At 59.1% G+C, this 25,369-nt stretch carries 24 protein-coding genes and 1 pseudogene; 19 read left to right on the top strand and 6 right to left on the bottom strand.

The annotated features are described in order from the left end of the window. Positions 1-148 precede the first annotated feature (148 nt). Positions 149-1,351 (bottom strand): HlyD family secretion protein, encoded by a 1,203-nt coding sequence (locus tag JL39_RS09080; RefSeq protein ID WP_037148387.1) that lies wholly within the window; start codon positions 1,349-1,351, stop codon positions 149-151. Positions 1,352-1,483: 132 nt separating this feature from the next. On the opposite strand from JL39_RS09080, the gene JL39_RS09075 reads away from it, so the two are divergent. Then, positions 1,484-2,383, top strand: a complete 900-nt coding sequence (locus tag JL39_RS09075; protein WP_037148385.1) for a LysR family transcriptional regulator — start codon at positions 1,484-1,486, stop codon at positions 2,381-2,383. 56 nt (positions 2,384-2,439) lie between these two features. Here JL39_RS09075 and JL39_RS09070 read toward each other — a convergent pair whose 3' ends face one another. Continuing rightward, entirely contained in the window at positions 2,440-4,035 is a 1,596-nt protein-coding gene (locus JL39_RS09070; RefSeq protein ID WP_052182758.1) for an MFS transporter, read from the bottom strand. 255 nt (positions 4,036-4,290) lie between these two features. Between JL39_RS09070 and JL39_RS09065 the strand changes: the two genes are divergently transcribed. The 11 genes from JL39_RS09065 to JL39_RS09015 all read left to right on the top strand — a co-directional run bounded on the left by JL39_RS09065 (position 4,291) and on the right by JL39_RS09015 (position 15,559). Further along, positions 4,291-4,824, top strand: a complete 534-nt coding sequence (locus JL39_RS09065) for an Rrf2 family transcriptional regulator (RefSeq protein ID WP_037148383.1) — start codon at positions 4,291-4,293, stop codon at positions 4,822-4,824. A gap of 216 nt (positions 4,825-5,040) precedes the next feature. Continuing rightward, positions 5,041-5,691 carry a response regulator transcription factor gene (locus JL39_RS09060; RefSeq protein ID WP_037148381.1) on the top strand — a complete coding sequence of 217 codons (651 nt, stop codon included), beginning with the start codon at positions 5,041-5,043 and terminating at the stop codon, positions 5,689-5,691. A 325-nt stretch (positions 5,692-6,016) separates the two neighbouring features. Next, a complete protein-coding gene (locus JL39_RS09055; protein ID WP_037148378.1) occupies positions 6,017-6,802 on the top strand; it encodes an alpha/beta hydrolase in 786 nt (261 codons plus the stop codon). 54 nt (positions 6,803-6,856) lie between these two features. After that, complete coding sequence (locus tag JL39_RS09050) at positions 6,857-7,615, top strand: SDR family oxidoreductase (protein ID WP_037148376.1); 759 nt, start codon at positions 6,857-6,859, stop codon at positions 7,613-7,615. An 80-nt stretch (positions 7,616-7,695) separates the two neighbouring features. Continuing rightward, on the top strand, positions 7,696-8,106 hold the full coding sequence (locus JL39_RS09045) for a cupin domain-containing protein (protein WP_037148374.1): 411 nt from the start codon (positions 7,696-7,698) through the stop codon (positions 8,104-8,106). A gap of 133 nt (positions 8,107-8,239) precedes the next feature. Beyond that, entirely contained in the window at positions 8,240-8,671 is a 432-nt protein-coding gene (locus tag JL39_RS09040) for a CBS domain-containing protein (protein WP_037148372.1), read from the top strand. A gap of 29 nt (positions 8,672-8,700) precedes the next feature. Beyond that, entirely contained in the window at positions 8,701-10,191 is a 1,491-nt protein-coding gene (locus JL39_RS09035; protein ID WP_052182757.1) for a mechanosensitive ion channel family protein, read from the top strand. A gap of 264 nt (positions 10,192-10,455) precedes the next feature. Continuing rightward, the gene (locus JL39_RS09030; RefSeq protein WP_037148370.1) at positions 10,456-13,107 is read left to right on the top strand and encodes a PAS domain-containing protein; all 2,652 of its coding nucleotides are present in this window, start codon (positions 10,456-10,458) and stop codon (positions 13,105-13,107) included. 28 nt (positions 13,108-13,135) lie between these two features. Next, positions 13,136-13,501 (top strand): response regulator, encoded by a 366-nt coding sequence (locus tag JL39_RS09025; protein ID WP_037148368.1) that lies wholly within the window; start codon positions 13,136-13,138, stop codon positions 13,499-13,501. A gap of 345 nt (positions 13,502-13,846) precedes the next feature. Next, entirely contained in the window at positions 13,847-14,815 is a 969-nt protein-coding gene (locus JL39_RS09020; protein ID WP_037148366.1) for an MBL fold metallo-hydrolase, read from the top strand. Positions 14,816-14,911: 96 nt separating this feature from the next. Continuing rightward, positions 14,912-15,559: a hypothetical protein gene (locus JL39_RS09015; RefSeq protein ID WP_037148365.1), complete on the top strand. Its 648-nt coding sequence runs from the start codon at positions 14,912-14,914 to the stop codon at positions 15,557-15,559. Positions 15,560-15,714: 155 nt separating this feature from the next. Here the strand turns inward: JL39_RS09015 and JL39_RS09010 are convergent, their stop codons facing one another. Further along, a complete protein-coding gene (locus tag JL39_RS09010) occupies positions 15,715-16,611 on the bottom strand; it encodes a LysR family transcriptional regulator (RefSeq protein ID WP_037148363.1) in 897 nt (298 codons plus the stop codon). A gap of 98 nt (positions 16,612-16,709) precedes the next feature. Between JL39_RS09010 and JL39_RS09005 the strand changes: the two genes are divergently transcribed. Further along, positions 16,710-17,459 carry a glucose 1-dehydrogenase gene (locus tag JL39_RS09005; protein WP_037148361.1) on the top strand — a complete coding sequence of 250 codons (750 nt, stop codon included), beginning with the start codon at positions 16,710-16,712 and terminating at the stop codon, positions 17,457-17,459. A gap of 12 nt (positions 17,460-17,471) precedes the next feature. Then, a complete protein-coding gene (locus JL39_RS09000) occupies positions 17,472-17,891 on the top strand; it encodes a hypothetical protein (RefSeq protein ID WP_037148360.1) in 420 nt (139 codons plus the stop codon). A 91-nt stretch (positions 17,892-17,982) separates the two neighbouring features. Here the strand turns inward: JL39_RS09000 and JL39_RS08995 are convergent, their stop codons facing one another. Continuing rightward, a complete protein-coding gene (locus tag JL39_RS08995; protein ID WP_052182756.1) occupies positions 17,983-18,915 on the bottom strand; it encodes a helix-turn-helix transcriptional regulator in 933 nt (310 codons plus the stop codon). Between the two features lie 361 nt (positions 18,916-19,276). Further along, the gene (locus JL39_RS08990) at positions 19,277-20,113 is read right to left on the bottom strand and encodes an alpha/beta hydrolase (RefSeq protein ID WP_037148820.1); all 837 of its coding nucleotides are present in this window, start codon (positions 20,111-20,113) and stop codon (positions 19,277-19,279) included. A 385-nt stretch (positions 20,114-20,498) separates the two neighbouring features. Here JL39_RS08990 and JL39_RS08985 point away from each other — a divergent pair. From JL39_RS08985 to JL39_RS08970, 4 genes and pseudogenes are all read left to right on the top strand, one after another. Beyond that, positions 20,499-21,047 (top strand): annotated as a pseudogene (locus JL39_RS08985) (DUF3363 domain-containing protein); the annotation flags it as partial. Between the two features lie 74 nt (positions 21,048-21,121). Then, on the top strand, positions 21,122-21,373 hold the full coding sequence (locus tag JL39_RS08980) for a type II toxin-antitoxin system Phd/YefM family antitoxin (RefSeq protein WP_037148358.1): 252 nt from the start codon (positions 21,122-21,124) through the stop codon (positions 21,371-21,373). 2 nt (positions 21,374-21,375) lie between these two features. Next, a complete protein-coding gene (locus tag JL39_RS08975; RefSeq protein WP_037148356.1) occupies positions 21,376-21,816 on the top strand; it encodes a type II toxin-antitoxin system VapC family toxin in 441 nt (146 codons plus the stop codon). Positions 21,817-22,345: 529 nt separating this feature from the next. Beyond that, positions 22,346-22,549: a hypothetical protein gene (locus JL39_RS08970; protein ID WP_152601074.1), complete on the top strand. Its 204-nt coding sequence runs from the start codon at positions 22,346-22,348 to the stop codon at positions 22,547-22,549. 179 nt (positions 22,550-22,728) lie between these two features. Here the strand turns inward: JL39_RS08970 and JL39_RS08965 are convergent, their stop codons facing one another. Then, positions 22,729-23,583, bottom strand: coding sequence for a LysR substrate-binding domain-containing protein (locus tag JL39_RS08965; RefSeq protein ID WP_037148352.1), 855 nt, complete (start codon positions 23,581-23,583; stop codon positions 22,729-22,731). Positions 23,584-23,737: 154 nt separating this feature from the next. Between JL39_RS08965 and JL39_RS08960 the strand changes: the two genes are divergently transcribed. Then, positions 23,738-25,345, top strand: a complete 1,608-nt coding sequence (locus JL39_RS08960; protein WP_037148350.1) for an ABC transporter substrate-binding protein — start codon at positions 23,738-23,740, stop codon at positions 25,343-25,345. The last annotated feature ends 24 nt before the right edge of the window (positions 25,346-25,369 follow it).

Genomic DNA, 25,369 nt, shown 5'->3' with positions numbered 1-25,369 from the left:
TTGGCGCAGCCGTCGGATTTTCCTCGGCCTCGCCCAGTCGAGCGCAATCCATGACGGAGTGCGTCAAATTCTTAAAGCCATCGCCCCCGCAAGCGTGTGCAGCCTACTTCAAGGAGGCTGGAGATGAACGGGCTTAAAACATATCGCTCTAGTTCGATTGCAATATCCAGTGATCCCAGAAATCGTTGCGGCCGTCTCGGGTATCAACACGAGGGACAACGGACATACCGGCGCGAAGGCGTCCGGCGAGTGTCTTGTCATCAATCGTTATCTTCACAGGAACCCGCTGGACGACTTTCGTGAAATTACCTGTAGCGTTGTCGGCGGGGAGGAGAGAAAATTCAGAACCGCTTCCGGGCGAGAGGCTTTCCACTCGCCCGCCGATTTCAATACCGGGAAAGCTGTCTACCCTAATCGTCACCGGCTGGGCAGGATGGATATCGCTGACTTGGGTCTCCTTGAAGTTGGCGACGACGTAAATCGCATCCAGCGGGACGACTGCCATCAGCTGTGTGCCGGCATTTACGAGTTGACCGATTCTGAGTGTCCGCGCGCCGATCGTGCCATCAACGGGGGCCACAATCTGCGTGTAAGAAAGGTTGAGCTCCGCCTGCGCCACTTGAGCCGCTACGCGGTGACGCTGGGCCACAGCCTGATCTTTCTGTGATTCCAGCACGGGAATTTTATTTCGGGTTGCAATAACATTTGCTTCGTCGCGTTTGACTGCGGCGGCCGCCTGATCGCGCAGCGAAGCGCTTTGTTCGGCACGGGACCGGGTTCCGGCGCCGTTCATAATCAGCTTGGTTGATCTGTCGGCTTCCGCCAGCGCAAAGGCGAAGGCAGCATTGGACGAGTTCAGAGCGGCTACCGCCTGCTCGACCAACGAGTGCTGCAGAGCAATCTGAGCGTCGACATTCCTGATCGCGGCATCCGCAGATTCGAGATCAGCCTTTGCCTGAGAGAGTGCGATTTGGAAGTCCCTGTCGTCAATGCGGGCAATAAGCTGGCCGGCCTTTACCGTGTCGTTGTCTTCGACAAGAATTTCCTTGATGTATCCCGACACCTTGGGAGCGACCGTGGTGAAGTCAGCTTTCACATAGGCATTGTCGGTCTGTTGGACGTAGCGGTTGACAACGAAGTGCCTATATCCGGTATCGACTCCGATCGCAGCTCCGGCGGCAAGGGTGATCGCGAGAATTCCCGTCCGCACCGCTCCTCGTTTGGCGGACTTGCGCGCTGGGGCGCCGGCATTGGGAGGCTCAGGAACTACCGACTCGGTCGTGGCGACGATGCGCAAGCTTTCCTCGGGCTCTTTGGCCTCAAAAGCTTTCGCGCTCGCTAACTCAACCATCTTCCAACTCCTTCACCGTGGCAGACGAAAGACCGTCCACCCGTTCGACGGAATAGATGCCTGCAAAATTTGATCGTGATAATGAGGGAAGATGTAAAAGGATTATCAAGCACAGGTGTAAGGTAAGGACCGATGGATAGGTTGAAGAGTCTCGAGGTCTTCGGTCGGGTTGTGGAAACAGGTGGCTTCTCCGCCGCGGCACGGAAGTTGAACATGTCAACCACGATGGTGGCCAATCACATACAGGCGCTGGAAGATAGTCTCGGTGTCCGGCTGCTGCAGCGAACGACGCGGAAGGTAAGCGTTACCGAGACAGGAAAGTTCTTTTACGATCGTTCCTCTGCAATTTTGATGGATCTCGAAGAAGCGAACGAAGCCACGGCTGCCCTTTCTTCTATGCCTCGCGGCTCGCTGCGAATCTATACAAACTCCTCCATGATAAAGAGCCTGGGGCCGATCACGGATGAATTCCTGGAGCGGCATCCCCAGGTTACCATCAGCCTGGATATCGGCGAGCGGATGATCGACATGATCGACGCCGGCTACGATCTGGCGATCCGCATGATCATGCCGGAAGCCAATTTGATCGTAAGGAAGCTGGCGACGTGGAGGCACCTTCCAGTCTGCGCCCCGGAATATATCGAACGACATGGAGAACCTGAAAGTCCGGGCGATCTGCTCGGGCATAACTGCCTGCAATATTCCCTATACGCTTACGGCGATCTATGGCGCTTTATCGGTCCCCAAGGGGCTGTTGTTGAGGCGAAGGTGAAGGGCAATGTCGTTTCAAGCAGTGCAGACCTGCTCCTTGATCTCGCCCTACGCGGGCGCGGGATATTTCTTGCGCCAGCACCTGTCGTCATTGAGGAAATCGCGGCCGGACGGCTTGTCCACATCATGAAGGCCCATAAGGGCGTAGAGTTTGCTCTTAGCGCTGCCTTTCCCAATCGCAACTACCTGCCCACCAAGGTGAGGTTGTTCATAGACCTGCTGGCTGAGCGGCTTTCGAAATTGCCTCAGTTCGCAGGGTAGCGATTGGGCTTCCAACGCACCGGTCACCGGCGACGGATGGATGGAGCAAAGCTGTTTCAGGCGCGGTCCTTTGCAGGATGGATGCGGCCCAGTGCGATCTTCCACAGGATCAAACAAGGCGCTGCAGCCAGGAAGAAGATCGTGATGGCGAAGAAGGCCGTGTCGAAGGCTATCGTCGTTGCTTGCAGGGCGACCTTTTTGCCGATCAGCGACACTGCCGTTTTGTCAGCGAGGTCGAATTCCAGCCCGTGGTTTGAGAGAAGCCTGCTAACCGAGCCGATACGCGCGATCACCTCTTCACTCCCCGGGTGAATATGCGCAGCCAGCACGGCGCGATTGTAAGCGGTCTGGTCTTCGATAAAGGTCTGCAGAAAAGATATTGCGACCAGACCACCGACCTGGCGGCCGATGTTGAACAAGGCGACTCCGTAAAGGAGAAGTGACTCATCCAGGCTCATGAGCGTAACGAGCGTGATCGATAGGAACAAGAAGCCAAGAGCAAGGCCTCGTATCAGGATCGCAGGGGTCATATCGGTAATGCCGCTGTCACCGCTGGAGGCTGAGAGAAGCCACATTGCGAACATTAAACCCAGTATGCCGAAGGGGACAGTAACAATGCCCGGCAAGTTGAGCTTCTGGATCAAAAACGCCGTCAGAAAAAGTGAGCCGATGAATGTCAGCGTGCTTGGAAGCAACAGACTGCCAGCGGCAACCGGGGTCATCTTGAGAACGGAAACGGCAAACGACGGTATGACGAAGCTGCTTCCGAGCAGCGCAAAACCGGCTGCCAGACTGGCGACGATTCCAAATGCAAAATTGGCGTTTCGGAAAACAGTAAAATTGAAGATCGTGGCGAACGGCTGATCGCAAAACTGGCGGATCAGTTGCAGGCCGAGAGCCGCGAACCCGGCGGCAGATGCGATGACGATGGTGCGATCGTTGAACCAGTCCCACCGGTTGCCTTGATTGAGGACGTAGGTAAAGGAGGACGCGGCAACCGTGAACAGGAGCAAGCCTTCCAGGTCGAACCGCACTCTCTTGCTTTGCACCTCCTGAGAATGAGGTGATAGCGCCAACATGGCGATCCCCGCAATGCCGAAGGGAACCGACCAAAGAAAGATGAAAGACCAGTCGATCCTGTCGAGTAGCCAACCGTGCATGTAAGGGGCGAGGGTGGCTGGAGCGACGACTGCGCCGACCGCATAGATGCTCTGGACAACTGGCTGGTGCTTTCTGGTAAAAGACCGAAACAGCAGCGCCTGCGTGCCAGTTAACAATACCCCACCGCTCATGCCCTGGAGAAGCCGAAGACCAAATAGGAGTTCAAGATCGTTGATATGGGCTGCACCGAAGCAGGCTGCCGTCATCACAACTCCTGCCATCACGACGCATCGGTAAAGGGTGAGCAGTCCCGCTAGCCAAGGCGTGAGTGAGAAGGCGATGAGTTTGGCGGTAGTATAGCCATAGTCCAGCTTCGCGAACTCGTCGGCGGATGCATGCGTACCCCCCATCATGTCGAGGCGAGCCATGGATAGTGCAGTTCCTGCCAACGCGTCCGTTAAAACGATAACCGTTGAGCCTGCCAATAGAAACAGCGGGCCGGCCATTGAGGCGGCAGTGGTGGTCTCGATCGGATGGGAAGTATTTGCCATCGCAGTCTCTCAAGCGCGTGCACCACCAGAATGGGGGAGGTGGTGCGTGGTAGAGATCGACAATGCATTGCGACGACGTCGCTGATAATGGCCGTTTTCGTGGATGCACTCTCAAACGAGGGTTTAAGATCGTTGGATCCCATTTCCTTCCATCCCATAGATTGCGATGCATCGCTGATCGATTTTGGCTGCACTTCGCGGTGAGGCCCAAATTGATGCTTGCCAAGTATAACGCGGACTATTATAGTCTGCGTTATGGCTCATATGACGGCAGGCGTGGAATACGGGTTGCATTGTCTCCTGTGGTTGGCGAGCTCGCCCGAGGCGCCGCTCAGCAGCCGCGATCTGGCTGATTTTCAAGGAATTTCCCCGAGCTTTCTGGCGAAGATATTTCCGAAGCTGGAAAAAGCGGGGATCGTGTCCGCATCGGAAGGCGTAAAAGGGGGATACCTGCTCGCAAAGCAGCCCAGGGACATCACCGTCCTGGAGGTTGTTGACGCAATCGAAGGCAGTAAGCCCTTGTTCGATTGCCAGGAGATTCGCGGCCGCTGTGCCGTATATCGGGAGCGGCCGCCGTCATGGGCGACGAAAGGCGTATGCGCAATCCATGCGGTGATGCTGCGTGCGGAGAAGGCGATGCGGGATTCGCTTGCGAGCCAGACGCTGGCCAATATCGCTGGGGACGTGGAGCGCAAGGCGCCACCGGAATTCTCAAGCGATGTTCGCAAGTGGCTTGCCGATAGGGCGGCGAACCGAGGCCGTGGGCTTGCGGCGGAAGATGGGGCGTAGTCCCGAGATAAAGGCGGACCAGGACTTTGAATTGCGGCTGACGAGGTTGGAGATGCGGCCTCTCTGGGAGATGGGGATGTAGAGTGATGAAGGATACATTCATATTGACCCGCAACGGCATTTTTCACTCGCTGGTACGTATCCGCCCGGAGCGCGATGGGGCTAGCGAGCCATGCGTCATCATGTCCGCAATCCTTTGTTCCGGGAGGTGACACGATGGCTAGCTCAACTGTCGCTACAGATAGTCCGTTGGTTCTTGTCGTTGATGATGACGAAGATGTTCGCCACTCCCTTCGGGAGCTTATGGAATCCGTCGGCCTCGACGTCGCCTGTTTTCCATCGCCTCGCGAGTTGCTAAACGCGGGCCTTCCTGATCGGCCCGGTTGCTTGGTGCTGGACGTCCGTATGCCAGGCGCGAGCGGCCTGGACCTGCAAAACCAGCTGTCAACGCGCGGGATCACGAAACCCATCGTCTTCCTTACAGGATATGGCGATATTCCGATGACCGTGCAGGCCATGAAAGCCGGGGCCGTCGATTTCCTGACGAAACCAGTGCGGGACCAGACGCTGCTGGACGCCGTGATTGCCGGCATCCAGCGGGATGTAGAGCAGAGGGCGCAGGCAGAAAACATCTATCAGCAAACCACCCGGTTCGCGACCCTGACGCCGCGTGAACGCCAGGTGCTTCGCGAGGTAGCGCGCGGCCGCCTGAACAAGCAGATCGCTTTCGAGCTTGGAATCAGCGAGATCACCGTGAAACTCCACCGCAGCAATGTGATGCGCAAGATGCGGACTATTTCTGTTGGCGAACTCATTCGCGCTTGGGATTCACTGCCTTCCAGCCTTCGCGAGGCGCCGCAAGCCTGAGCTTGCGGCATCACCGTCTTCGCGCGCCCTGCATTTATCACTTTCGAAAACAACGGCTCTCGGCGCATAGCGCCGCGACATGTTTTTGCCATTCGTGGCCTCTCAAGGCTGCGAGTTCACTCCAAGAGTTATGGCGCCTGTCACTGGCGTACCTTGGACGCTCGCAGCGGGAGGCGATTGCACCGAGGCGGGCGGGGCAACTAATCACCCGATCTATCCTACCTGTACTCTGGGACTAGACGGTCGATGCCTCTGTTCGATAGGCGGGCGGCCTGCCGTGACGCATTCTCCTGCTCGGTCGAAAGGCTGCAACAGGAGACATCAGATGCGTGATATCATCAATATTCTGGCACTTGCTGCGACGATCGGCACGGCAGCTGCCACGTTTGGACAGGCTGCGGAACCTCGGACGAAGCCGACGATCGTGTTGGTACACGGCGCATTTGCCGAGTCATCGAGCTGGAACGGCGTAATTCAGGCGCTTGCCAAGGACGGCTATACGGCAATCGCAGCCGCCAACCCGCTCCGCAGTGTGACGAGTGATGCCGCGGCAGTCGCAAGCGTTCTCCGCTCGATCCCGGGACCGGTCGTGTTGGTCGGTCATTCTTATGGTGGACCGGTCATCACCGAAGCGGCCAACGGAAATTCCAACGTCAAGGCGCTGGTCTATGTCGCCGCCTTTGCCCCGGACACCGGCGAATCGAGCGCGCGCCTTTCAGGCAAATTTCCCGGCAGCACCCTGGCGGATGCGCTAACGACGACTGCGCTGCCGGACGGTGGCCAGGATCTCTACATCCGGCAGGAGCGGTACCACGATCAATTCGCCGCCGATGTGCCCGAGGACGAGGCGCGGCTGATGGCGGCCACCCAGCGCCCCATCACGCAGGCCGCATTGGCCGAACCGTCGGGCGTCGCCTCGTGGAAGACACTACCGTCCTACGCGATCTACGGCACCGCAGATCGCAACATCCCGCCGGCTGTGATGGGCTTTATGGCGCAGCGTGCGCATGCGGTGAAGACCGTCGTCATCGAGGGCGGCTCGCATGCCCTGATGGTCTCGCATCCCAAGGAAATCGCCTCGCTGATCGAGGAAGCAGCCTCGGCGAGGTAACGCCCGCAGGCAATCTCTTAATCCCGTCATCAACTTGAAACCAGGAGATCGAACATGAAAATCGTCGTCATCGGAGGCACGGGCCTCATTGGTTCGAAGACCGTCGAACGGCTTCGCAAGAGGGGACATGAGGTGCTTGCCGCCTCTCCGAATTCGGGTGTGAACACCGTCACTGGTGAAGGCCTTGCCGAAGCTCTGGCCGGCGCCCAGGTCGTGATCGATCTGGCAAACTCACCCTCCTTCGAAGAAAAAGTCGCCATGGAATTCTTCGAAGCAGCCGGCCGCAACCTTTTTGCCGCAGAAAAGACAGCCGGCGTTCGCCATCACGTCGCACTGTCGGTCGTCGGCACCGACCGTATGCAGACGATGGGGTATTTCCGCGCCAAGCTGCGTCAGGAAGAGCATATCCGCAAGTCAGGAATTCCCTACACGATCGTCCATGCGACCCAGTTCTTCGAATTCGTAGCGGCCATCGCCCAATCGGCAACCGAGGGAACGAATGTTCGCGTGCCGACGGGGGCATTCCAGCCGATCGCAGCAGACAACGTCGCCGACGCCATGGCCGATGCCGCGCTGGCCGAACCGGTGAACGGCATGATCGAGATCGCCGGCCCCGAGCGCGCACCAATGAATGAATTCATCGCGCGCTACCTCAAGGCCACCAACGATCCGCGCACCGTCGTCGCTGACCCGCGCGCCCGTTATTTCGAAGTCGAGATCGACGACCGGACGCTGGTTCCAAATGACGGCGCCCGCCTCGGTGCCATTAGCTTTAAAAACTGGCTGCAGTCTCCCGCCGCTCAGAAGAAATAAGCGGTTCCCTCGCGAATAATTCCTCCCCGCCTTGCCGGTCCCTCGGGCCGGCAGGCCCCTGCTCAACAAGGAGACGAAAGATGATCAGGACATTTCTCTGCGCTATAGCTCTCGTATTTGCCTCCGCGGCTGCGGTCACGGCCGATGACGGCAGCGACGAAAAGGTGACGCTGGTCTACGACCAACCGCTGCCGAACGTGCCGGGCAAGAGCATGAAGGGCGTGCTCGTCGAATATGCGCCCGGCGGCACTTCGCCCGCTCATACCCATCCCAAGTCCGCGTTCATTTATGCGACGGTTCTGGAAGGGGCGATCGCCAGCCAGGTCAATGGCGGGCCGGTGACCGTCTACCATGCCGGCGAGAGCTTTTCGGAATTCCCCGGCGACCATCACGCCGTCAGCGAAAATGCAAGCAAGACCGAACGTGCTCGCCTACTGGCCGTGTTCGTGGTCGATACGAACGAAACCAATCTGACGACTTACGAAAAATAATCTCGATCCGGGCGCCCAGCGCTCGCGTGACATCAATGACTGAATGGCGCCCGCAGCCGGCGCCATTCCAGCTCCGATTACAACCAACACCGAAATACCCTGCTGTGCCAGCGAGTGCCGTCAGGAGGATCCCATGCGTATCGAAAAACTCTATCCCATGACGTCGACGCGCCTGATGGTGATCGATGTAGCTGCCACGCTGCAGGTCGCCGCGCTGACGCTCTCCAATCCCGGGATCGGACTTGTCGTCGTCAGCGAGGAAAACGGCAAGGCTGCGGGGGTGCTCAGCAAATCCGATCTTATTCGCCATCTGACGGACCGTGAGGCAAAGGCCAGCGTCGAGGCGCTGATGAGCCGCAACGTCATTTCCTGCAGTCCGGCGGACGAATTGCAGGTAGCATGGCAGGTTATGGTTGAAAACCGCATCCAGAACATGCCGGTACTTAGTGCGGATGCAAAACCGCTCGGCGTTCTCGATATCCGCGACGCCCTGAAAGTGCTCTTCGAGCAGGAGCAGCTGCAGGAACATATGTTGGCGAACTACATCGCCGGCATCGGTTACTGACCGCCGCAGATCGATACGGAACAACTACCATGCTGCAGGCATATCTCGGTAAAATCGCCGCCGCGCCGCTGGCCTGGCTGATCATTCTCGGTCTGGCCGGAATGGTGGTGTGGAAGCTCATAGGCCCTATGCGTTCCAATCTGCGGCTTGTGGTGCAGATCATCTTTTTCACGGCCATGACCTTCGTCCTCGTTCTGGAGGGTATTCCGCTCGGTCAATCGGACGGTCTGCGGATTGGCGACGAGCATGCCGTTTTTGTCGTCATTGCCCAGTCGTTGTGGTGGCTCCATCTTTCCTGGGCCGTCATCGGCTTCGTGCGAATCTATTTGGTCCTGGAGGGAAGGCCGCGCGAGGCTCGCCTGCTGCAGGACATCGTCGTCGGTGTCGTCTATATGTGTGTCACGCTCGCAGCCCTGGCTTTCGTCTTCGGCGCACCGGTCGGAACGCTGATCGCGACCTCCGGCGTCATCGCCATCGCGCTTGGTCTCGCTCTCCAGAACACGCTCGGCGACGTTTTTTCCGGTGTCGCCCTCAATCTCGGGCGCACCTATGCGCTGGGCGACTGGATTCTTCTTGAGGACGGCACGGAGGGACGCGTCATTGCGAGTACCTGGCGCTCGACGCAAATCCTGACCGGCGCCAACAACATCGTCGTCTTGCCCAACAGCGTCCTTGCCAAGCTGAAGCTTACGAATGTCAGCCGGCCCGACGAAACGCATCTTCTCAAGATGACGGTGCGGGTCGTGCCGACGCATGCTCCGTCCGTTGTCGAGGAGGCCATGTTGACAGTCCTGGTCGGCTGCAACTCGATCATGAGGGAGCCGCCGCCTCTGGTAGCGCTGGGCCATCTGGATGCCGCCGCACTGGAAATCCATCTGTTTTTCCGGGTGAGCAATCCGATGCTAAGAATCAAGGCTCAGAATGAGGTGATAGACCGTTTCTATCGCCATTGCAGATCCACCGGATTGCAACTCGCGATGCCGCCCTCGGCGATCATCGTCGTCGATGGAATTCCGTCCCAGGACGTCTCCCCACTACCTGAAGCGATGCTGCAGGAGGTTATCGATGAAAATCCGATCTTCTCCGGTCTGACGCAGTCTGAAAGAGAAAAATTGGCCCGGTCGGGCATAGAGCGCGAGTATCAAAAGGGTGACGTCATCGTCTCCCAAGGCCAAGCGCTGCCCTCGATGATGATTATCCGCACCGGCGTCGTATCGGTGCAGCACGACGAGCAGGAAAAGCGGCGCCTCTCGTCGGGGGATTTCTTTGGCGAAACCGGGCTCCTCGCGGGAATGGGGGAGGCTTACACGCTGCAGGCGCTGACGCGGGTCACCGCCTACGAGATTGACCAGGAAAGTTTCGCCCGCCTAATCGCCGACCGTCCGGCGATAGCCGAAGAGATTGCGGCAATGCTGTCAACATACTCGAATGACATCAGCCAGTTGCCGCTTACGGCGGCCAAGCATGAGCGGAGCGCCTCCGCTTTCCTGAAGTCGATCCGGACGATCTTCAGTGCCTGAATACGCGCCACTCTGGATGTGCCGCGATCGATTCCGCAACCGATATTGAGCGAAGAAGTAACCCCGAAAAGCTTTGCCAGCCCCTTTTACCGGCGATTCCGCAGGGGCCGGACGAGTGAATTCGGATTGCAAATCTCCGCCCTATCCTTCGGAACAGGTGTTTTTGTCGCAAGCTCCCATATACCGTTCTCGTCAGAGGGCTATGGTGCGGTCCCGGTTTAAGGCACCATGGCGATCTCAAATGCAACGGGATCGGGTTGAGGCATGTCGAGGTTCGCCGGAACGTCGGGGGTAGATGGTGGTGGATCGGCCCGGTCCCCAGATATCGACGCCGTGCAAGCGGCGAAGGTCGTCGAGCGGGTCACCGGCAATGCCTGGGCAACCGATGCCGATGGCAATTTTATCTACGTGACGCCGGCAGCACTCGCTTTTTTCGGCACCAGCCTGGAAAGCCTCAATTCACAGCCTGACGAGAACACGTTCGGCTGGAGGCGTGTCATCCATCCGGAAGATTATGACGCCGCCGCTGCCGCCTGGCGTCGGTGCTTGCAGACGGGCGAGCATTACAACGTAGAACACCGGATGCTGCGTGCGACCGGAAGCTATGGCTGGGCCCGCAGCACAGGGCAGCCGATACGCGACGCGGCTGGCACGATCACCGGATGGTACGGCACGGTCATCGACATGGCCCTTCCGTCCCGGATCGGCGAATACCGAGCCAAAGACATCGATGATCAGCTCGCCGATCGATCGGCCCAGGATGCGCCTCAGTCGATGGACGCGGTCCATCCGCATGACAGGTCCACCGTCGAGCAGGCGGCAGCACGAGCCTTCTTTCACGGCATCCCTCAGATCAGCAGCTATCGTCAACTGCAGTCCGACGGCAGTTATCGCTGGGTCGAGTTCCGGGTCGAGCCGGACTATAGCATCAGCGTCGATGTCGACCCGGCGGTCGCGCGGCAGGACGAGCCGTGGACGATGGCAAGCTCTTTCGGTGAAACGGGAGATGCGGTTCAGGCAGCTCTCGCCATCGAAAAACTCTATGGCGGTGCTTGGGCAATCGACACAACCGGGCAGTTTACCTATGCGACCCCAACGGCGCAGACCTCGATCGCGATGACGCTCGAGGACCTCAACGTTCTCCTGGACGGAAAGCCTTTTCTTGAAGGTGGGCGGCAGGGCTGGCAGCGCGGCACGCATCCCGACGATAGCGAAAGAGCGGGAGAAGCGTTACGCCGCGCGCTCAAGACGGGCGAGCACTGGAATGTTGAATACAGGGTGCTGCGCGCCAACGGCGCCTATGTCTGGCACCGGGCAGCGGCCCGCCCGACGCGCGACGAGCAAGGACGTATCACCGGATGGTTTGGAACAGCATTGGACATCGACGTGTATAAGAGAACCGAGGCGGCGCTTCGTGAACGCGAACGGCAACTGCAGCAGCTTATAGATACCGTGCCGGCGCTGATCTGGAGCACGATGGCGGACGGAACACCGGCCTTTGTGAACAAGCGCTTCACGGAAGTGACCGGGGCTACGCTTGAAGACATGACGGCACCGGATGGCTCGCCTTCGCTCGGCGTTGTGCATCCCGATGATAGGGTGGCGGCGCGGGAAGCCTTCCTGCATTCGGTCAGGGCAGGTGCCCCATACATTCAGCGCTACCGCCAGCAACGAGCCGGAGGCAGCTATCGCTGGACAGAAACGCGGGCGGAACCGTCGCGTGATGAGGCAGGCACCATCGTCCAGTGGTACGGCCTGAGCTCCGACATCCATGACCTCATAACCACCCAGGAGGCGCTGCGCGAAAGCGAGCAGCACCTCCAGCAACTGGTCGAAACGCTGCCTGCGCTGATTTATTGCGCTCTTCCGAATGGCAAGCCGATCTATCGCAGCCAGCGTCTTCGCCAATATCTCGGCTTCAATCTCGAAGACACGGATGGTCTGGGAAAATCCCGATTGGACGGCACGCTCGACGCCGTGATCCATCCTGATGACCTGGCCGTCGTCAAGGAACGGTATGCCCATTCGCTGGCGACTGGCGAGCCCTATTTGCTGCGACACCGACTGCGGCGCTTCGACGGCGTGTACCGCTGGGTTGAGACCCGTGCCTCGGCCATGCGCAATGGCGACGGCGAGATCGTGCAGTGGAACGGCATCTGCCTGGATATAGAGGATCAGGTGCATGCCCAGGAGGAGCTTAGCCGCGCCAAGGAAAATCTCGCCCGCTCCAGTCAGGCGGCCAGCCTTGCGGAGTTGTCGGCCTCCATCGCGCATGAGGTAAACCAGCCTCTTTCGGCGGTGATGAACTATTCCAGCGCCTGCCAGCGCTGGCTCACCGCCGAGCCGCCGAATATCGAACGCGCTCAGAAGACGTTGGAACGCATCGTCCACAGCGCCAATTCCGCCGCTGATGTCGTCAGCCGCATTCGCGCCCTCTTCAAGCAATCGACGGATAAGCGGGACAGCATCGAGCTCGGCCCCGTCGTGAGGGAAGCGCGTGATCTGCTTGCGGAGGAGGCGGGGCGGCGGCGTATCCGGATGGATATCGAGGGCGAGAGCGGTCTCCGGCTCGTCCCGTTCGACCGGGTGCAGATCCAGCAGGTAATGGTCAATCTCATGCGCAACGGCATGGATGCCATGTCATCCGTTTCGAACGACCGTGTCCTCCAGATCCGTGCCTTCCGGGCGGACGATGTGGTCCGCATCGAGGTCAGGGACCGGGGGTGGGGCATCCAGTTCCCCGACAAGATTTTCGAGCCCTTCTTCACCACCAAGGATGAAGGAATGGGTATGGGGCTCGCGATCTCCCGCTCGATCGTCGAATCGCATGGCGGGCAGTTATGGGCAGAAAAGCACGAACCTCGCGGCGCGAAATTCGTTTTTACCCTGCCGCTCGACGTGGCGAAGATGCCATGACGCGATCGCCGGGCCAGAAGGGGACAGTATGCACAAGCCTGTTGTAGCGATTGTCGACGACGATCCGGACGTGCTTGCCTCACTGGTGGAACTCCTTGAATCGGCGGGGTTCACTGCCTGCAGCTTCACCTCGGGGGAGGCGCTGCTTTCCTCCGGTCTTAAGGGAGTGGATGTGTTGATCACCGATATCGGCATGCCCGGTGCCGACGGGTTCGAACTCCGCGACCTTGCCAGGCGGGAGAACCCGCAACTTCCCGTATTCCTGATCACCGGGCGGCATGAGATAGCGGATCAGGACCGAGCCCGAGGGATTGGCGGTTTTCTGCGAAAACCCTTTGACGGGCATGCTCTGCTTGCGGCTGTTCGCGACGCGCTGGGCGAACGGAAAGGCTGAGCCCGACCCGCGTTTACGTCACTTTCTCGGTCCCGACATTACGCTTTTTTTTGGGTAGAAATAGCCGGTTTGACAGGCGCAAGCATCGGCTTGGAGCGCTTGCGTTGGTCAACGGCGATCACCGCGCGGCCAGCGCCCACCCTCAAAATATCAAGCGTCTCCGTCCCCATAGCAGAGTAGCCATGACTCAATCCTCGCTCTCGTAAACGAATGGGGCACCTACCCTGTTCTTGGGGCTAGCTCTCCCTCTTCCTCGGCCCAATCGACCGCCAAAACGCGCCCCAATACACTCTGCCGCATGGTCCGTGCCTCGCACGTTCCACCCCCGCAGAACAGGAGCACATCATGACGCAGGTAGAAGCAAATCCCCATATGATGGGTCAGCAAAAGACAGATGTGAGTATGGAAAACATCTCACGTCCCGGTCAGCCGACAACCGAAGAACTGGTTCCATCGCGCTACGCGGTGAAAATCGGCGAGATCGAGGTGTTGGTGATCAGCGATGGCGTACTGCCCCTTCCGACCAAGATGTTGGGGCACAATGTCGACGCAGCAGAACGCGCCGTCTGGTTGGAAAATATGTTCCTGCCGGTGGACGCTTTCGATTGGGCACTGAACGCTGTCGTGGTGCGTAGCGGCGCGCAGACCATCCTCATCGACGCCGGGCTGGGACTGGATCCAGAACTAAACCTGCCGCGGGCAGGGCAGCTGGTCAAGCGGCTGGAGAGCGCCGGAATCGATCTCGCGTCGGTGACCGACATCGTGTTGACCCACATGCATATGGATCACGTTGGCGGGCTGCTCGTCGATGGCGTTAAGGAACGGCTGCGCCCGGATCTGCGGATTCACGTCGCTTCCGCCGAAGTCAAATTCTGGGAAGCGCCCGATTTCACGCATGTAAACATGCCTCCGGGCTTCCCGGATGCCCTTCGCGCCGCCGCCAAACGATTCGCCAAGGAATACCATAACCAACTGCGGCTGTTTGACGAGGAATATGAGGTTGCTCCAGGCGTCGTCGTCTCCCGCACGGGCGGCCATACGCCCGGGCACAGCGTGGTCCGCGTGGTATCCGGCAACGACCGGCTGATGTTTGCCGGCGACGCCGTGTTCGCGGTCGGTTTCGAACACCCTGACTGGTTCAACGGCTTCGAACACGATCCCGAGGAGGCCGCCCGCGTTCGAGTCCGGCTTTTGAAGGAATTGGCGACGACCGGCGAGTTGCTGGTAGCCACCCACATGCCGTTCCCCTCGGTTGGGCATGTTGGCGTTGATGGCGACGCTTTCCGTTGGGTGCCGGTTTTCTGGGATTATTGACCGCAAAATAGCCGACGTGCCGATGAGGCCCCGCGCGCGATCCCGGTCCGCCGGGATCGCCAAGTCTACCCGCCCCAATCGTCAGAGGGATACGACATGACCACGACAGAGACACGCCTATTTGCCGGCATTTCAGTTCCCAAAACGCCGCTTGTCGATTTGGCGATCGACTATGCTCGCGAAACATACGAAACCTACCTGTTCAACCACGTGTTCCGGTCCTGGCTATTCGCGGTCAGGATTGCTGAGCTTCAGGACATCGCCCATGATGGGGAAGTCCTTGCCCTCGGCGTGTTGCTGCACGACATCACTCTTAACGAGAGATTTGCAGGTCCTCGTCGGTTTGAGGTGGAGGCCGCGGATATGGCACGGGATTTTGCAAAGAAGGCCGGATTGGACAAGCGCCGCGCCCAACTAATTTGGGACAGTGTAGCACTCAATTCCACGCCTTCGATCGGGCTCTACAAGGAGGCGGAGGTTATGCTCTGCACGACCGGCATCTGTTTTGATGTCGTAGGCCTAAAATACAGCGTCATTCCGTCATCCGAAGTACAGGCGATTGTCGCTGAATTCCCGCGGCTCGGAATGAAGCAGAAAATGACGGCGTGTTTCTGCCATATCGCGAAAACGCAGCCGGAAACCACCTACGACAATTTCGTCAGGGATTTCGGTGAGCGCCTCGTCCCGGGTTATCGCGTCCCGTCGTCCGTCGATCTCGTCGCGGCCGCCCCCTTCGACGAGTGACGGCGGCATCCGGCGGGGTCAATGTGCCCGCAACACGGCTAAAGGTTCCGCCAGACGACCTGAACCTTTGGATAGGCGGAGAATCCCGAGTTGAATAGCCATCGTTGTCCGCCGGGGGCATTCTCAAGTCATTTCTGAACTATCTGACCCCGAAGTTACAAGCCGGCGAGGGTTTTGGCTTCGCCGGCCATGAAGTCGCAAAATAGCCTTACGCGCGCCGGAACAGTCCGCCCGAAGGCATGCAGGGCACTGAAGGGCAACGTGGGAAGCGCGAAATCCGGTGCAAGTTCGACAAGCGTGCCGGCCAGCAAATCGTTCGTCACAAGGCATCGAAGCAGATAAGCGGCGCCAAGTCCGCTGCGCGCGGCTTGAATCAAGGCCATTCCCGTATCGCAATCGACCCTTCCCCTTGGAATGAAGTCGGTACCATCGGCGAAGCGGACTGACTGTACCACGCCGTCCATCACGTAACGGGCAAAGGGCAGCCCAGCCAGTTCCTCGATGGATTTCGGGCTGCCCCACGTATCGAGAAAGGCAGGGGAGGCGACAATGACCATCGGCAGATCCGCCAGGCGGCGGACGATCAGATCCTCCTGTATCGGGATTCCGGCGCGCAAGGCGACGTCATAATCCTCCCGGACCAGATCGACGAAGCGGTCGGTCAGCCTGACATCGAGCTGGAGATCCGGATAGCTCTTCGCAAATGTGCCAAACAGGCTCGGAAGCAAGAGCTGCGCAAGCTCGCCAGGCATGCTGATCCGCAGCCTGCCGGATGGGGCAGTTTGGAGCCGGATGGCATCGTCACTCGCATCGATTTCCCGCAAAAGCGGCGCGACGCGCTCGAAAAACATCTGCCCATCCTGGGTCAGGGTCAGCGCTCGGGTGGTGCGCAGGAAGAGCCGCGAGCCAATTTTCCTCTCCAGCCGCGCCACGCTTTTCGAAACTGCCGATGGCGTCGTGCCAAGGTCGCGCGCTGCCGCGGTGAACGATCCGGCTTCAACGGTCCGCACAAACGCCATCAATCCCGGCGTTTCGTCCAGCAGGTTTGGCATTCGCGTCTCCGTGGCACAGATCATGTGCCTGATCGTGGTCTAATGGCATGCGCTGTCAGCATTTATCTCATCTGCGATGAAAAGCAGGAGATAAACAAATGCAGCATCTCAAAAACAAGGTTGCCGTGATTACCGGCGGCAATAGCGGTATCGGCAAGGCAACCGCGCAGCTCTTCGCAGAGGAAGGGGCGCAGGTCATCATTACCGGCCGACGCCGGGATATTGTCGAGCACGCGGCCGGCGAAATCGGCCACGGCGCTATCGGCATCGCCGGCGACGTCGCCGATCTGGAGCATCACCAAAAACTCGCTGAGCTGGTGAAGCGCCGCTTCGGCGGGTTTGACATCTATATGGCCAATGCCGGCGTCATCAACCTTAAAGCTTCCGGCAGCGTCACCCTTGAGGATTACGACCGTCACTTCGCAACGAATACCCGCGGCGTCTTCTTCGGCGTACAGGCGATGGCTCCGCTTCTTCGCGATGGCGGCAACATCATCGTTACGAGTTCGCTGGCCGCAACGAAGGTCCTGCCGGACCATGCCGTCTATTCCGGCTCGAAAGCCGCGGTTGCCGCCTTCGCAAGGAGCTGGGCCATCGAGTTCAAACCACGGAAGATTCGCGTGAACATCCTGAGCCCCGGACCGGTCGAAACCGCAATCCTCGGCAAGCTTGGGGTTTCGGAAGCCGATCGCCCAGCATTTGAAGGTCAGATGGCGTCTCTCATTCCCGCCGGCCGCATGGGGCGGCCGGAGGAACTGGCTCGCGCGGCGCTGTTTCTCGCGTCCGATGCAGGAAGCTTCGTGAACGGCATCGAACTGCATGTCGATGGCGGCATGACCCTGGCTTGAAGGAGCAAAGTTATGAACGAGCAGCATAATTCCGAAATTGCCGCATTCATCGATCGGCTGGCAGAAGCCGGCAGCAATTATCGAATGGAAGAGATGGAGGATTTGTACACCGAAGACCTGGGCTTTCTGGTCCTCACCCCCGACGGCACAATCGCCCGGTTTTCCAAGGCGGAAATGTTTGCCGAATTCCGTGCCCGGCGCGATGGAGGTGAAAAGCCGCTTTCGACCGAGAAAAGGATATTGCACATCGAGCAACAGGGCGATGAGGCGACGGCAGTTCTCTATCGTCGCATGAGCGATCGTGCGTCGCCGGCTTTCTACGAGTTGCGCATGCGACGGATAAACGGCGACTGGAAAGTGTCGGGGGAAACGGTCTTGCCCTGGCCAGACCTTGCCACCGTCAAAGGGTTCCTTCCGCCCCGTGAATATTGACACAAAGGGGCGTGTTGCACCTCTCCTCCATACAACGCACTGCAGCCGGCTTCCGATGAGCCGGCTGCAGTGGTTTCTGCCCGGTCTTGTTTTAAAGGGTGGCCCGGCGCCAATCCCCGGGCGTCGATCCGGTGTGGCGCTTGAACGCCACGCAAAAGGCGGTGAGCGTTGCATAACCAAGCGTTCCGGCGATGGCGGTTATCTGCAGCGCCGGATTGCGCAGCATCGCCATCGCCTGTTCCATCCGTCGCTGGCGCAGCCATTCATGTGGCGTGAGCCCCGTGCTTTTCTTGAAGGCCCTGCAGAAGTGGAAGCGCGAAAGATTGGCAGCCTCGGCAAGCGCGCCGAGTGAAAAATCCTCCTCGTTTTCTGAGGACAACCGCTCCAGCGACATGCGGAGAATGGCCGGGGAGAGGCCGCCCGAGGCTTTTTCAGCGGTTTGGGCGACACCACTATGGGTCTTGACGAGGTGGATGGCAATCAGACTTGCTAATTGCTTCCGATAGAGTCCTGCCAGATAGGCCGGATCGCCCGATGACTTATGCGTCATCTCAAGCAAGGTTGCCATGACATTGTCCGGTTGCGCTGTGCTCTCGACCAGAGGCCTCGCAGAGCGGGAGCCTTCGCGCGCGACACTGTCGAGAAGCTCCGGCGACAGATAAAGCTGCACAATGTCCATCGGTCCGTGGATGTCCCATCGCGAACTGGAGCCTGCTGGGATGAAGGTGATGCTGCCGCGGCGCCCCATGCCCGTCGAATATTCCCTTCCAGACCGCCGCTCCAAACGCTGCATCGTACCGAGATAGGTCATGAGCACGTGGTCCGACATGGGCTGCACGATTTCATGAATGGGACCGTGCTTCCAGCGCGTGAGCCGGGTATCGAAAGGGTCGTCGATGCATAGGGATTCCACCGGTGCGGTACGCAACACGCGCTGCATTTCGTGGTAGGGCGTCACGCCTGCTTCCAAACGCTTCGTGAATGTCACGGCCGGGTTCGGTGACTTGATATCAAAGGAAGCCATGCTCGATTCCTTCCTGCGGGCTCGTCGTCGAGAACTAGGAAGGAGAATAGAATTCAACCGCTATTGGCGACATTGTTCGCTGGACTGCCAAAACCTGACCCAAAGAATGGGCGCCCAGCACAAGAGGCGTTGGTGGCTTTCGCAAATCGGCGCGATGTCCTATGCCTAAGGATAGCTTTTCCGATCGAAATGCCAGCCGGCAATCAACGATTGCGATATCGCTCTATCGCGGATGGAGTGCCGTTCCAGCTTTAGATCAGATGCCGATCGATGTGTTTGTGAGGCCGATCTTCGGAGGGGCGAAAGTGATGACGGATAGGGAAGCGGCGCCGGCGGCGGATGGCGCCGCTTCCCGACCGACCTAGCTCTGGATGAACGCGAGCAGGTCGGCGTTAATGATCTCGGCATGCGTTGTGCACATGCCATGCGGCAGGCCCGGATAGACCTTGAGAGTGGAATTCTTCAGGAGCTTTGCCGAAAGCGGCGCAGAGTCTGCGATCGGTACGATCTGATCGTCGTCGCCATGCATGACAAATGTCGGCACCGTGATCATCTTCAGGTCTTCGGTGAAATCGGTTTCAGAAAACGCCTTGATACCGAGATATTGCGCGTTCGCGCCGCCCATCATCGACTGGCGCCACCAATTCTGGACGACAGTGTCGACCGTCTTGGCGCCCTCCCGATTGAAACCATAGAAGGGGCCGCTTGCGAGATCGTAATAGAACTGCGCCCGGTGCGCGGCAAGCTGGGCGCGCAAGCCATCGAAGACTTCAAGCGGCAGGCCGCCGGGATTGTCGTTTGTCTTGACCATGATCGGCGGCACGGCACCAATCAGCACCAACTTGGCCACGCGCCCGTTCGGCTGCCCGTGCCTGGCAACATAATGTGTCGCCTCGCCGCCGCCAGTCGAGTGCCCGATATGGATGGCGTTGCGGAGGTCGAGATGCTTGGCGACTGCGGCGAAATCAGCAGCATAATGATCCATATCGTGACCGTCGCTGACCTGGCTCGAACGTCCGTGTCCACGACGGTCATGGGCGATCACCCGATATCCCTTGCCAAGGAAGAAGAGCATCTGTGCATCCCAGTCGTCGGCTGAGAGCGGCCAGCCGTGATGGAAGACGAGCGGCTGGGCATTTTTCGGACCCCAGTCCTTGTAGAAAATCTCAACGCCGTCGGTGGTGGTTACATGGTTCATCTCACGGCTTTCCTTACTGGCCTGGCTGCCTTTGGTGGTGGTGGTTTTGGCTGCAGCGCCGGTGGGCATGGCCGCCAGTACCGAGGCGGAAAGGCCGGCAATCAGCACACTGCGGCGAAGTGGCAGCGATTCTGCAAAAAGATGTTCTTTTGCGTTGGAAGGATCTGGGAAAGAATTTCCGATCATGGCTATCTCCTTGTTCGAGGCATTGCTCGCAGACGTTTTATGCGAGGACGAAAACCCATGACCTTGCGGGATTGCTGTTCGTGTCGCGAGATTGCTGTTCTTTTGATCGGCCAGGCTAATCTGGGAACTGTCCGCTCGACGAATCGCAGGAACTGGGTGTTGCGAGCCCCCCGCAACCAGTTCCGGCATAACGCACTCGCTGCAATCCTTAGAGGATGCGAGAGGCGAGCACCGCGTAGCGCTGGCCGTCCGCTCCGATCTTTCCATTGAGGTGCAGACAACAGCCGACGGTGCCACATGGCTCGATCGCCAGCTTGTCGCTCGCGATCCGATCGATTTCGGCGTGGGCTTCGGGTTGGAAGTGAGCCAAGCGATGGAAGCCAGAACCGAACATCTGGTCGAAGAAGGCCTGGCACGGCGCGAGGGCAAGCGGGTCGTCTTCGCCCGCAACCTGCTTGGTACGCTCAGGCAATGTGAACTCGACGCGCTCGGCGAAAAGCTCTCCAATGAAATGAACATGCCGTACCGCCAATCCGCCGGCGGGGAGTATGTTGCCGGCACCTACAACCGGCGCTTCACCCTTGCATCCGGCCGCTTCGCGATGGTCGACGACGGCCTCGGCTTCAGCCTCGGGCCGTGGGCGCCTTCCGTCGAGAAGCACATCGGCCAGCCCATATCCGGTGTGGCTCGCGCCGATGGCGGTGTTGACTCGAGCTTTGGACGAAAGCGCGGGTTTGGCTGTGAATGAAATGTTCCGGCCTTTCGCTTGATTCAAACCGGCGGAATCGTATATGACTATTGGTGGTCATATGGAGGATTGCCATGAAGGAAATCCAGCTCAAGGACGCGAAGGCTACGCTTTCCGCCGTGGTCGATCGAGCCGTGGCCGGCGAGCCGACCGTTATCACCCGTCATGGTCGCAAGGAAGCCGTGCTGGTTTCCTTCGAGGAGTGGGAACGAGTTTCCAAGGTGCCGGACTTTGCCGATCTGCTTTTAGCCTTTCCCGGTGAGCCGGAGGATATTCCCGGACGATCGGGGAAGCCCGCCCGCGCATTGCGCGAAAACGGTCTCTGATCTTGTATCTTCTGGACACCAATATTGTGTCGGCCGATGCGCCGACCAAGCGCCATGTTGGTGTCGAGGCGTTCGCGGCGTGGGTGCGTGCGAATAGTGACAGGCTGTATCTTTCGGCCATCACCATCGCCGAGATCGAGGCGGGCATTGCCCGCGCCGTCAGGATCGAGGCGACGACGAAGGCGACAAACCTGCGCCGCTGGCTTGCCGCCGTCGAACATTTCTATGCCGGTCGTATTCTACCGTTCGGCGTCGAGGAGGCCAGACATGCGGGCCTGATGCTCGATCGGGCGCGAGCTCATGATCCCGGTTTCGAGGACATCGCCATTGCCGCAACCGCCGCCGCGCATGGTCTCACGGTTCTGACGGCTAATGAGCGTCATTTCGAGCCACTGGGCGTGCCACTCGCCAATCCCCTGAAGCAATTGCCGACCATTCAGTAATGGCCCGTACCGGTATTGGTCGGTTCCGCAACCTGTAACTATTTTACGATGGCTTTCGCCGAGGCACGCTGGAAAGGAGTTCCACCTTGTCAGCTACACGCGTTCTCTGGGGCCAACCCGCCATCGTCCTCCTGATCGCCCGGTCCTTGAATCAGATCGAGAACGCCTACAGCGCGAACAATCCCATCTTCGAAAATTGCCATGCCAGGATGAGCTTTGCGACCAATGACGAGAGGATTGGAGACAGGGTGCCGTCCTCGTCGTGCAGGAAATCGAGGCGCCATCGTCGGCGGATCCACGGGTTCCGGAGAATGTCCAAGCCTTTCCGGCACCGCTGCCGAAGGGGTCTTGGAGCCTTTCGCGGCAAAGCGCTCCGGTCAGCTATATGCTTCATGACTGGAGAGCGCCCAGCCTCATGAAGGCAACGAAGTTGCCGACGACAGGCTGTTTAATGGCGCATTAACCATCGCTCGCTAACAGTTGATCTCGCGCGAAATGACCTCCGCGCCTAACCTCTATGGGGATCAACATGTATGTTGTATCGGTGCTCGATAACGGCGACCAACGGACATTCGTGTCCGAAAATCTGAAAATAATAGACCGTGTTGTCTATGCTACCATTTGCGGCGCTCCGAAGGAGTTCATGCTCTCGGAGATCGTCGATATTGTTCCCGTTGATGCAAAGCCTTCGAAAGAGTCTACCGCACGGCTGCGCGCTGCGCTGACCCAATAGCGCTTGCGGCCGAATTGCGCTCTCGCCAGACGCGGATTGCGCTTTGAGCCTCAACGCTTGACCTATCGCATCGCTTTCACACTCTCATCCCAATACGTCGCTGCCGCCGATCACACATGGGCGAGCAGCTTCGTGGGCTCGCCGGCAAAAGTCGGCGAGCTTTCCAAATGCGGCCCGGATCATTGAGCTACAGCATCGTTCAACCATTTCCGGAGGAAACGGAAACTGTCCGATCGCAGCTTCGGTTCGGCGAACATGAATACATAATGCTCGCGCACCATGTGGTCCGCAAAAAGCGCGACAAGCTGACCTTCCGCCAATTCCTGCCTGACCAGCCTTTGTCGAACGATCGCGATGCCGAGGCCCTCCACGGCCGCAGTCAATTCGAGGCCCGAGCTCTCCAGATCGATGAAGCGGGCATTTGCGAATGTTCTCGCGACGCGTGGTCCCAGCCAGCGTTCCCAGTTGCGGGTGAATTCGGCGGAACGCAGCAGGACATGCCGTTCGAGATCGTCCGGTGTATCAAGAGGCGGCGCGCGCCGAAGATAGCCAGGACTACAGACCGGAGTGAGATCCGCATCGGCCAGAACCTCACACACAAAACCTTTCCTGCCGACAGCCTCGCCTACATAAATCGTCCCGTCCGCTCCTTCGCTGTCATGCCCGCCTGTCACGAATTTCACGACAATGTCGGGGTGGCGCGCATAAAGCGTCCCCAGCACCGGCATAATGCATTTTTGCAAAAAGACGCGAGGGCTGCCGATGACGAGCGGTCGCCGGTTGACGCCAACGGATAGGTCGCTGGTAACGGCGCGTATCTCGCCGAGCGAAGCCTGGATTCTGCCCCAATAAACTTCGCCAACAGGGGTAAACGCAATCTTTCGGTTCGTTCGCTCGAAGAGATGGCAGCCGAGAAAAGCTTCCAGGTTTCGGATCTGGCGACTGACGGCGCCCGCCGTGAGGCAGAGTTCGCCCGCTGCCTTGGCAATACTCATATGCCGCCCCACCGCCTCGAATACCGGAAGCGAGGTCATTGGTGGCAGTCCTCTGCGCGATTTTTGCATCTGTTCTCCTCCCGTCTACTCTAGTGTTCAGTTGAGAAAAACTCAATCGATAGGAAAAAAATTCGATTTTTCCTGCAGCCGGCCCACGCTACCGTTCCCTCACGAAATGAATGGGAGGAGGACCATGAAAAGCCTGTCACTAGCATCTTTCGGCGCGGCGCTCGCAGCCGCGACATCGCTTGCGCCGTCTCCGGCTGCGGCCGAACAGTTGCGCGTGGGCCTTGCCGCACTCGCGACCTCTGTCGATCCGCATTTCCATCGAGCCGGCTACAATTTCGATCTTCGCGAGAACATCTCGGATGCACTCGTCTACGCCAATGGCGTCAACGGCAGCGTCGAGCCGCGTCTTGCGAAATCGTGGGAAATCCAGGGCGAGACCAAATGGGTCATCATGCTCGAGCCGGAGGCGAAATTCGAAGACGGAAATGCGCTCGGAGCCGATGACGTAATCTATTCGATCTGCCGGGTGCGCAATGTGCCGAATAGTCCCGGCCTCTTCAGCAGCTTCATCGCCACCATTGCCGATATCAAGGATGCCGGTGAGGGCAGGATCGAGATCGACACCAAGAAACCCGATCCGAACCTACTGCGCAGCTTGAGCAATATCGGCATCGTCCAGAATCCGACCGGCGCTACGCTGGCCTATGACGACAAGACCTGCGGCAACGATAATTGGCTAGAGACGGCCGACTTCAACAGCGGAAAGCTATCGCCCGGCATCGGCCACTACCGCGTCAAGAAGTTCGCGCCCGACGTTGAGATCGAACTGGAGCGCAACGATCATTATTACGGCGCGCCACCCGCTTACGATTCGGTGCTGGTCAAATCGCTTCCGGACAACAGCGCCCGCATCGCCGCTCTGCTCGGCGGCTCGGTGGATGTCATCAACGCCGTCCCGATCAATAGTATCGACAGCATCCAGTCGTCGGGCAAGTATCATCTGTCGTCCATGCCTTCGACGCTTTTGATCTTCCTGTTGCCCGACCAGGGACAGGAAAAGACGCCGAAGGTTTCCGGTACGGATGGAAAGAACCCCTTCCTCGATCCGCGCGTGCGCAGGGCGCTCAACCTCGCCATCAACCGCGAGCAGATCGCCGAAATCGTGATGGGTGGCATGGCACAGCCGGCGAGCCAGATCATCGTCGAGGGCGTTTTCGGGCACAATCCGGACCTGCAGGCCTATCCCTATGACCCGCAGGAGGCCAGGCGACTGCTGGCCGAGGCCGGCTATCCGAACGGCTTTTCGTTGACGCTGAACGCTCCGAGCGACCGTTATGTCAACGGCGCTCAGGTCGCCCAAGCCGTAACTGCCATGCTCTCGCAGGTCGGGCTGAATGTAACGCTGGAGACCTTCCCCTTCAGCATCTACTTCACCAAGGCGAGCGCATACGAGTACAGCCTCTATCTGGCAGGTGCTGCAGCCGACACAGGCGAAGGTCTCAGTCAGATGATCAATCTTGCCGGCACCCGAAATCCCGACCGCGGTTGGGGTGGAGCGAACCGCGGACGATATTCCAGCAAGGTCACCGACAAGGCGCTTGAAGACGCACAATCGACGTTGGACGACACCAAGCGAGAGGAACTGATCCGTGCGGCGGTGGCTGAAGTCTACAAGGACGATGGCTATGTGCCACTCTACCACGAGTTCGGGGTCTGGGGCGTTCGCAATGGCGTGCACTACGACGCCAACGCCAACCTGACCAACATTTTCTACACCGCGCGTCCCGAATAAGACGATACCGGCAAGGCTGGTGGT

The organism is Rhizobium sp. YS-1r (assembly GCF_000757525.1).
GTDB lineage: Bacteria > Pseudomonadota > Alphaproteobacteria > Rhizobiales > Rhizobiaceae > Neorhizobium > Neorhizobium petrolearium.
Note: the sequence above shows the minus strand (reverse complement) of the source record. Positions and strands in the feature narration are given on the sequence as shown.

Coding starts and splice junctions, on each gene's coding strand:
- JL39_RS09080 (WP_037148387.1), bottom strand. CDS start 1,351: ATGGTTGAGTTAGCGAGCGCGAAAGCTTTTGAGGCCAAAGAGCCCGAG.
- JL39_RS09075 (WP_037148385.1), top strand. CDS start 1,484: ATGGATAGGTTGAAGAGTCTCGAGGTCTTCGGTCGGGTTGTGGAAACA.
- JL39_RS09070 (WP_052182758.1), bottom strand. CDS start 4,035: ATGGCAAATACTTCCCATCCGATCGAGACCACCACTGCCGCCTCAATG.
- JL39_RS09065 (WP_037148383.1), top strand. CDS start 4,291: ATGGCTCATATGACGGCAGGCGTGGAATACGGGTTGCATTGTCTCCTG.
- JL39_RS09060 (WP_037148381.1), top strand. CDS start 5,041: ATGGCTAGCTCAACTGTCGCTACAGATAGTCCGTTGGTTCTTGTCGTT.
- JL39_RS09055 (WP_037148378.1), top strand. CDS start 6,017: ATGCGTGATATCATCAATATTCTGGCACTTGCTGCGACGATCGGCACG.
- JL39_RS09050 (WP_037148376.1), top strand. CDS start 6,857: ATGAAAATCGTCGTCATCGGAGGCACGGGCCTCATTGGTTCGAAGACC.
- JL39_RS09045 (WP_037148374.1), top strand. CDS start 7,696: ATGATCAGGACATTTCTCTGCGCTATAGCTCTCGTATTTGCCTCCGCG.
- JL39_RS09040 (WP_037148372.1), top strand. CDS start 8,240: ATGCGTATCGAAAAACTCTATCCCATGACGTCGACGCGCCTGATGGTG.
- JL39_RS09035 (WP_052182757.1), top strand. CDS start 8,701: ATGCTGCAGGCATATCTCGGTAAAATCGCCGCCGCGCCGCTGGCCTGG.
- JL39_RS09030 (WP_037148370.1), top strand. CDS start 10,456: ATGTCGAGGTTCGCCGGAACGTCGGGGGTAGATGGTGGTGGATCGGCC.
- JL39_RS09025 (WP_037148368.1), top strand. CDS start 13,136: ATGCACAAGCCTGTTGTAGCGATTGTCGACGACGATCCGGACGTGCTT.
- JL39_RS09020 (WP_037148366.1), top strand. CDS start 13,847: ATGACGCAGGTAGAAGCAAATCCCCATATGATGGGTCAGCAAAAGACA.
- JL39_RS09015 (WP_037148365.1), top strand. CDS start 14,912: ATGACCACGACAGAGACACGCCTATTTGCCGGCATTTCAGTTCCCAAA.
- JL39_RS09010 (WP_037148363.1), bottom strand. CDS start 16,611: ATGCCAAACCTGCTGGACGAAACGCCGGGATTGATGGCGTTTGTGCGG.
- JL39_RS09005 (WP_037148361.1), top strand. CDS start 16,710: ATGCAGCATCTCAAAAACAAGGTTGCCGTGATTACCGGCGGCAATAGC.
- JL39_RS09000 (WP_037148360.1), top strand. CDS start 17,472: ATGAACGAGCAGCATAATTCCGAAATTGCCGCATTCATCGATCGGCTG.
- JL39_RS08995 (WP_052182756.1), bottom strand. CDS start 18,915: ATGGCTTCCTTTGATATCAAGTCACCGAACCCGGCCGTGACATTCACG.
- JL39_RS08990 (WP_037148820.1), bottom strand. CDS start 20,113: ATGAACCATGTAACCACCACCGACGGCGTTGAGATTTTCTACAAGGAC.
- JL39_RS08980 (WP_037148358.1), top strand. CDS start 21,122: ATGAAGGAAATCCAGCTCAAGGACGCGAAGGCTACGCTTTCCGCCGTG.
- JL39_RS08970 (WP_152601074.1), top strand. CDS start 22,346: ATGTATGTTGTATCGGTGCTCGATAACGGCGACCAACGGACATTCGTG.
- JL39_RS08965 (WP_037148352.1), bottom strand. CDS start 23,583: ATGACCTCGCTTCCGGTATTCGAGGCGGTGGGGCGGCATATGAGTATT.
- JL39_RS08960 (WP_037148350.1), top strand. CDS start 23,738: ATGAAAAGCCTGTCACTAGCATCTTTCGGCGCGGCGCTCGCAGCCGCG.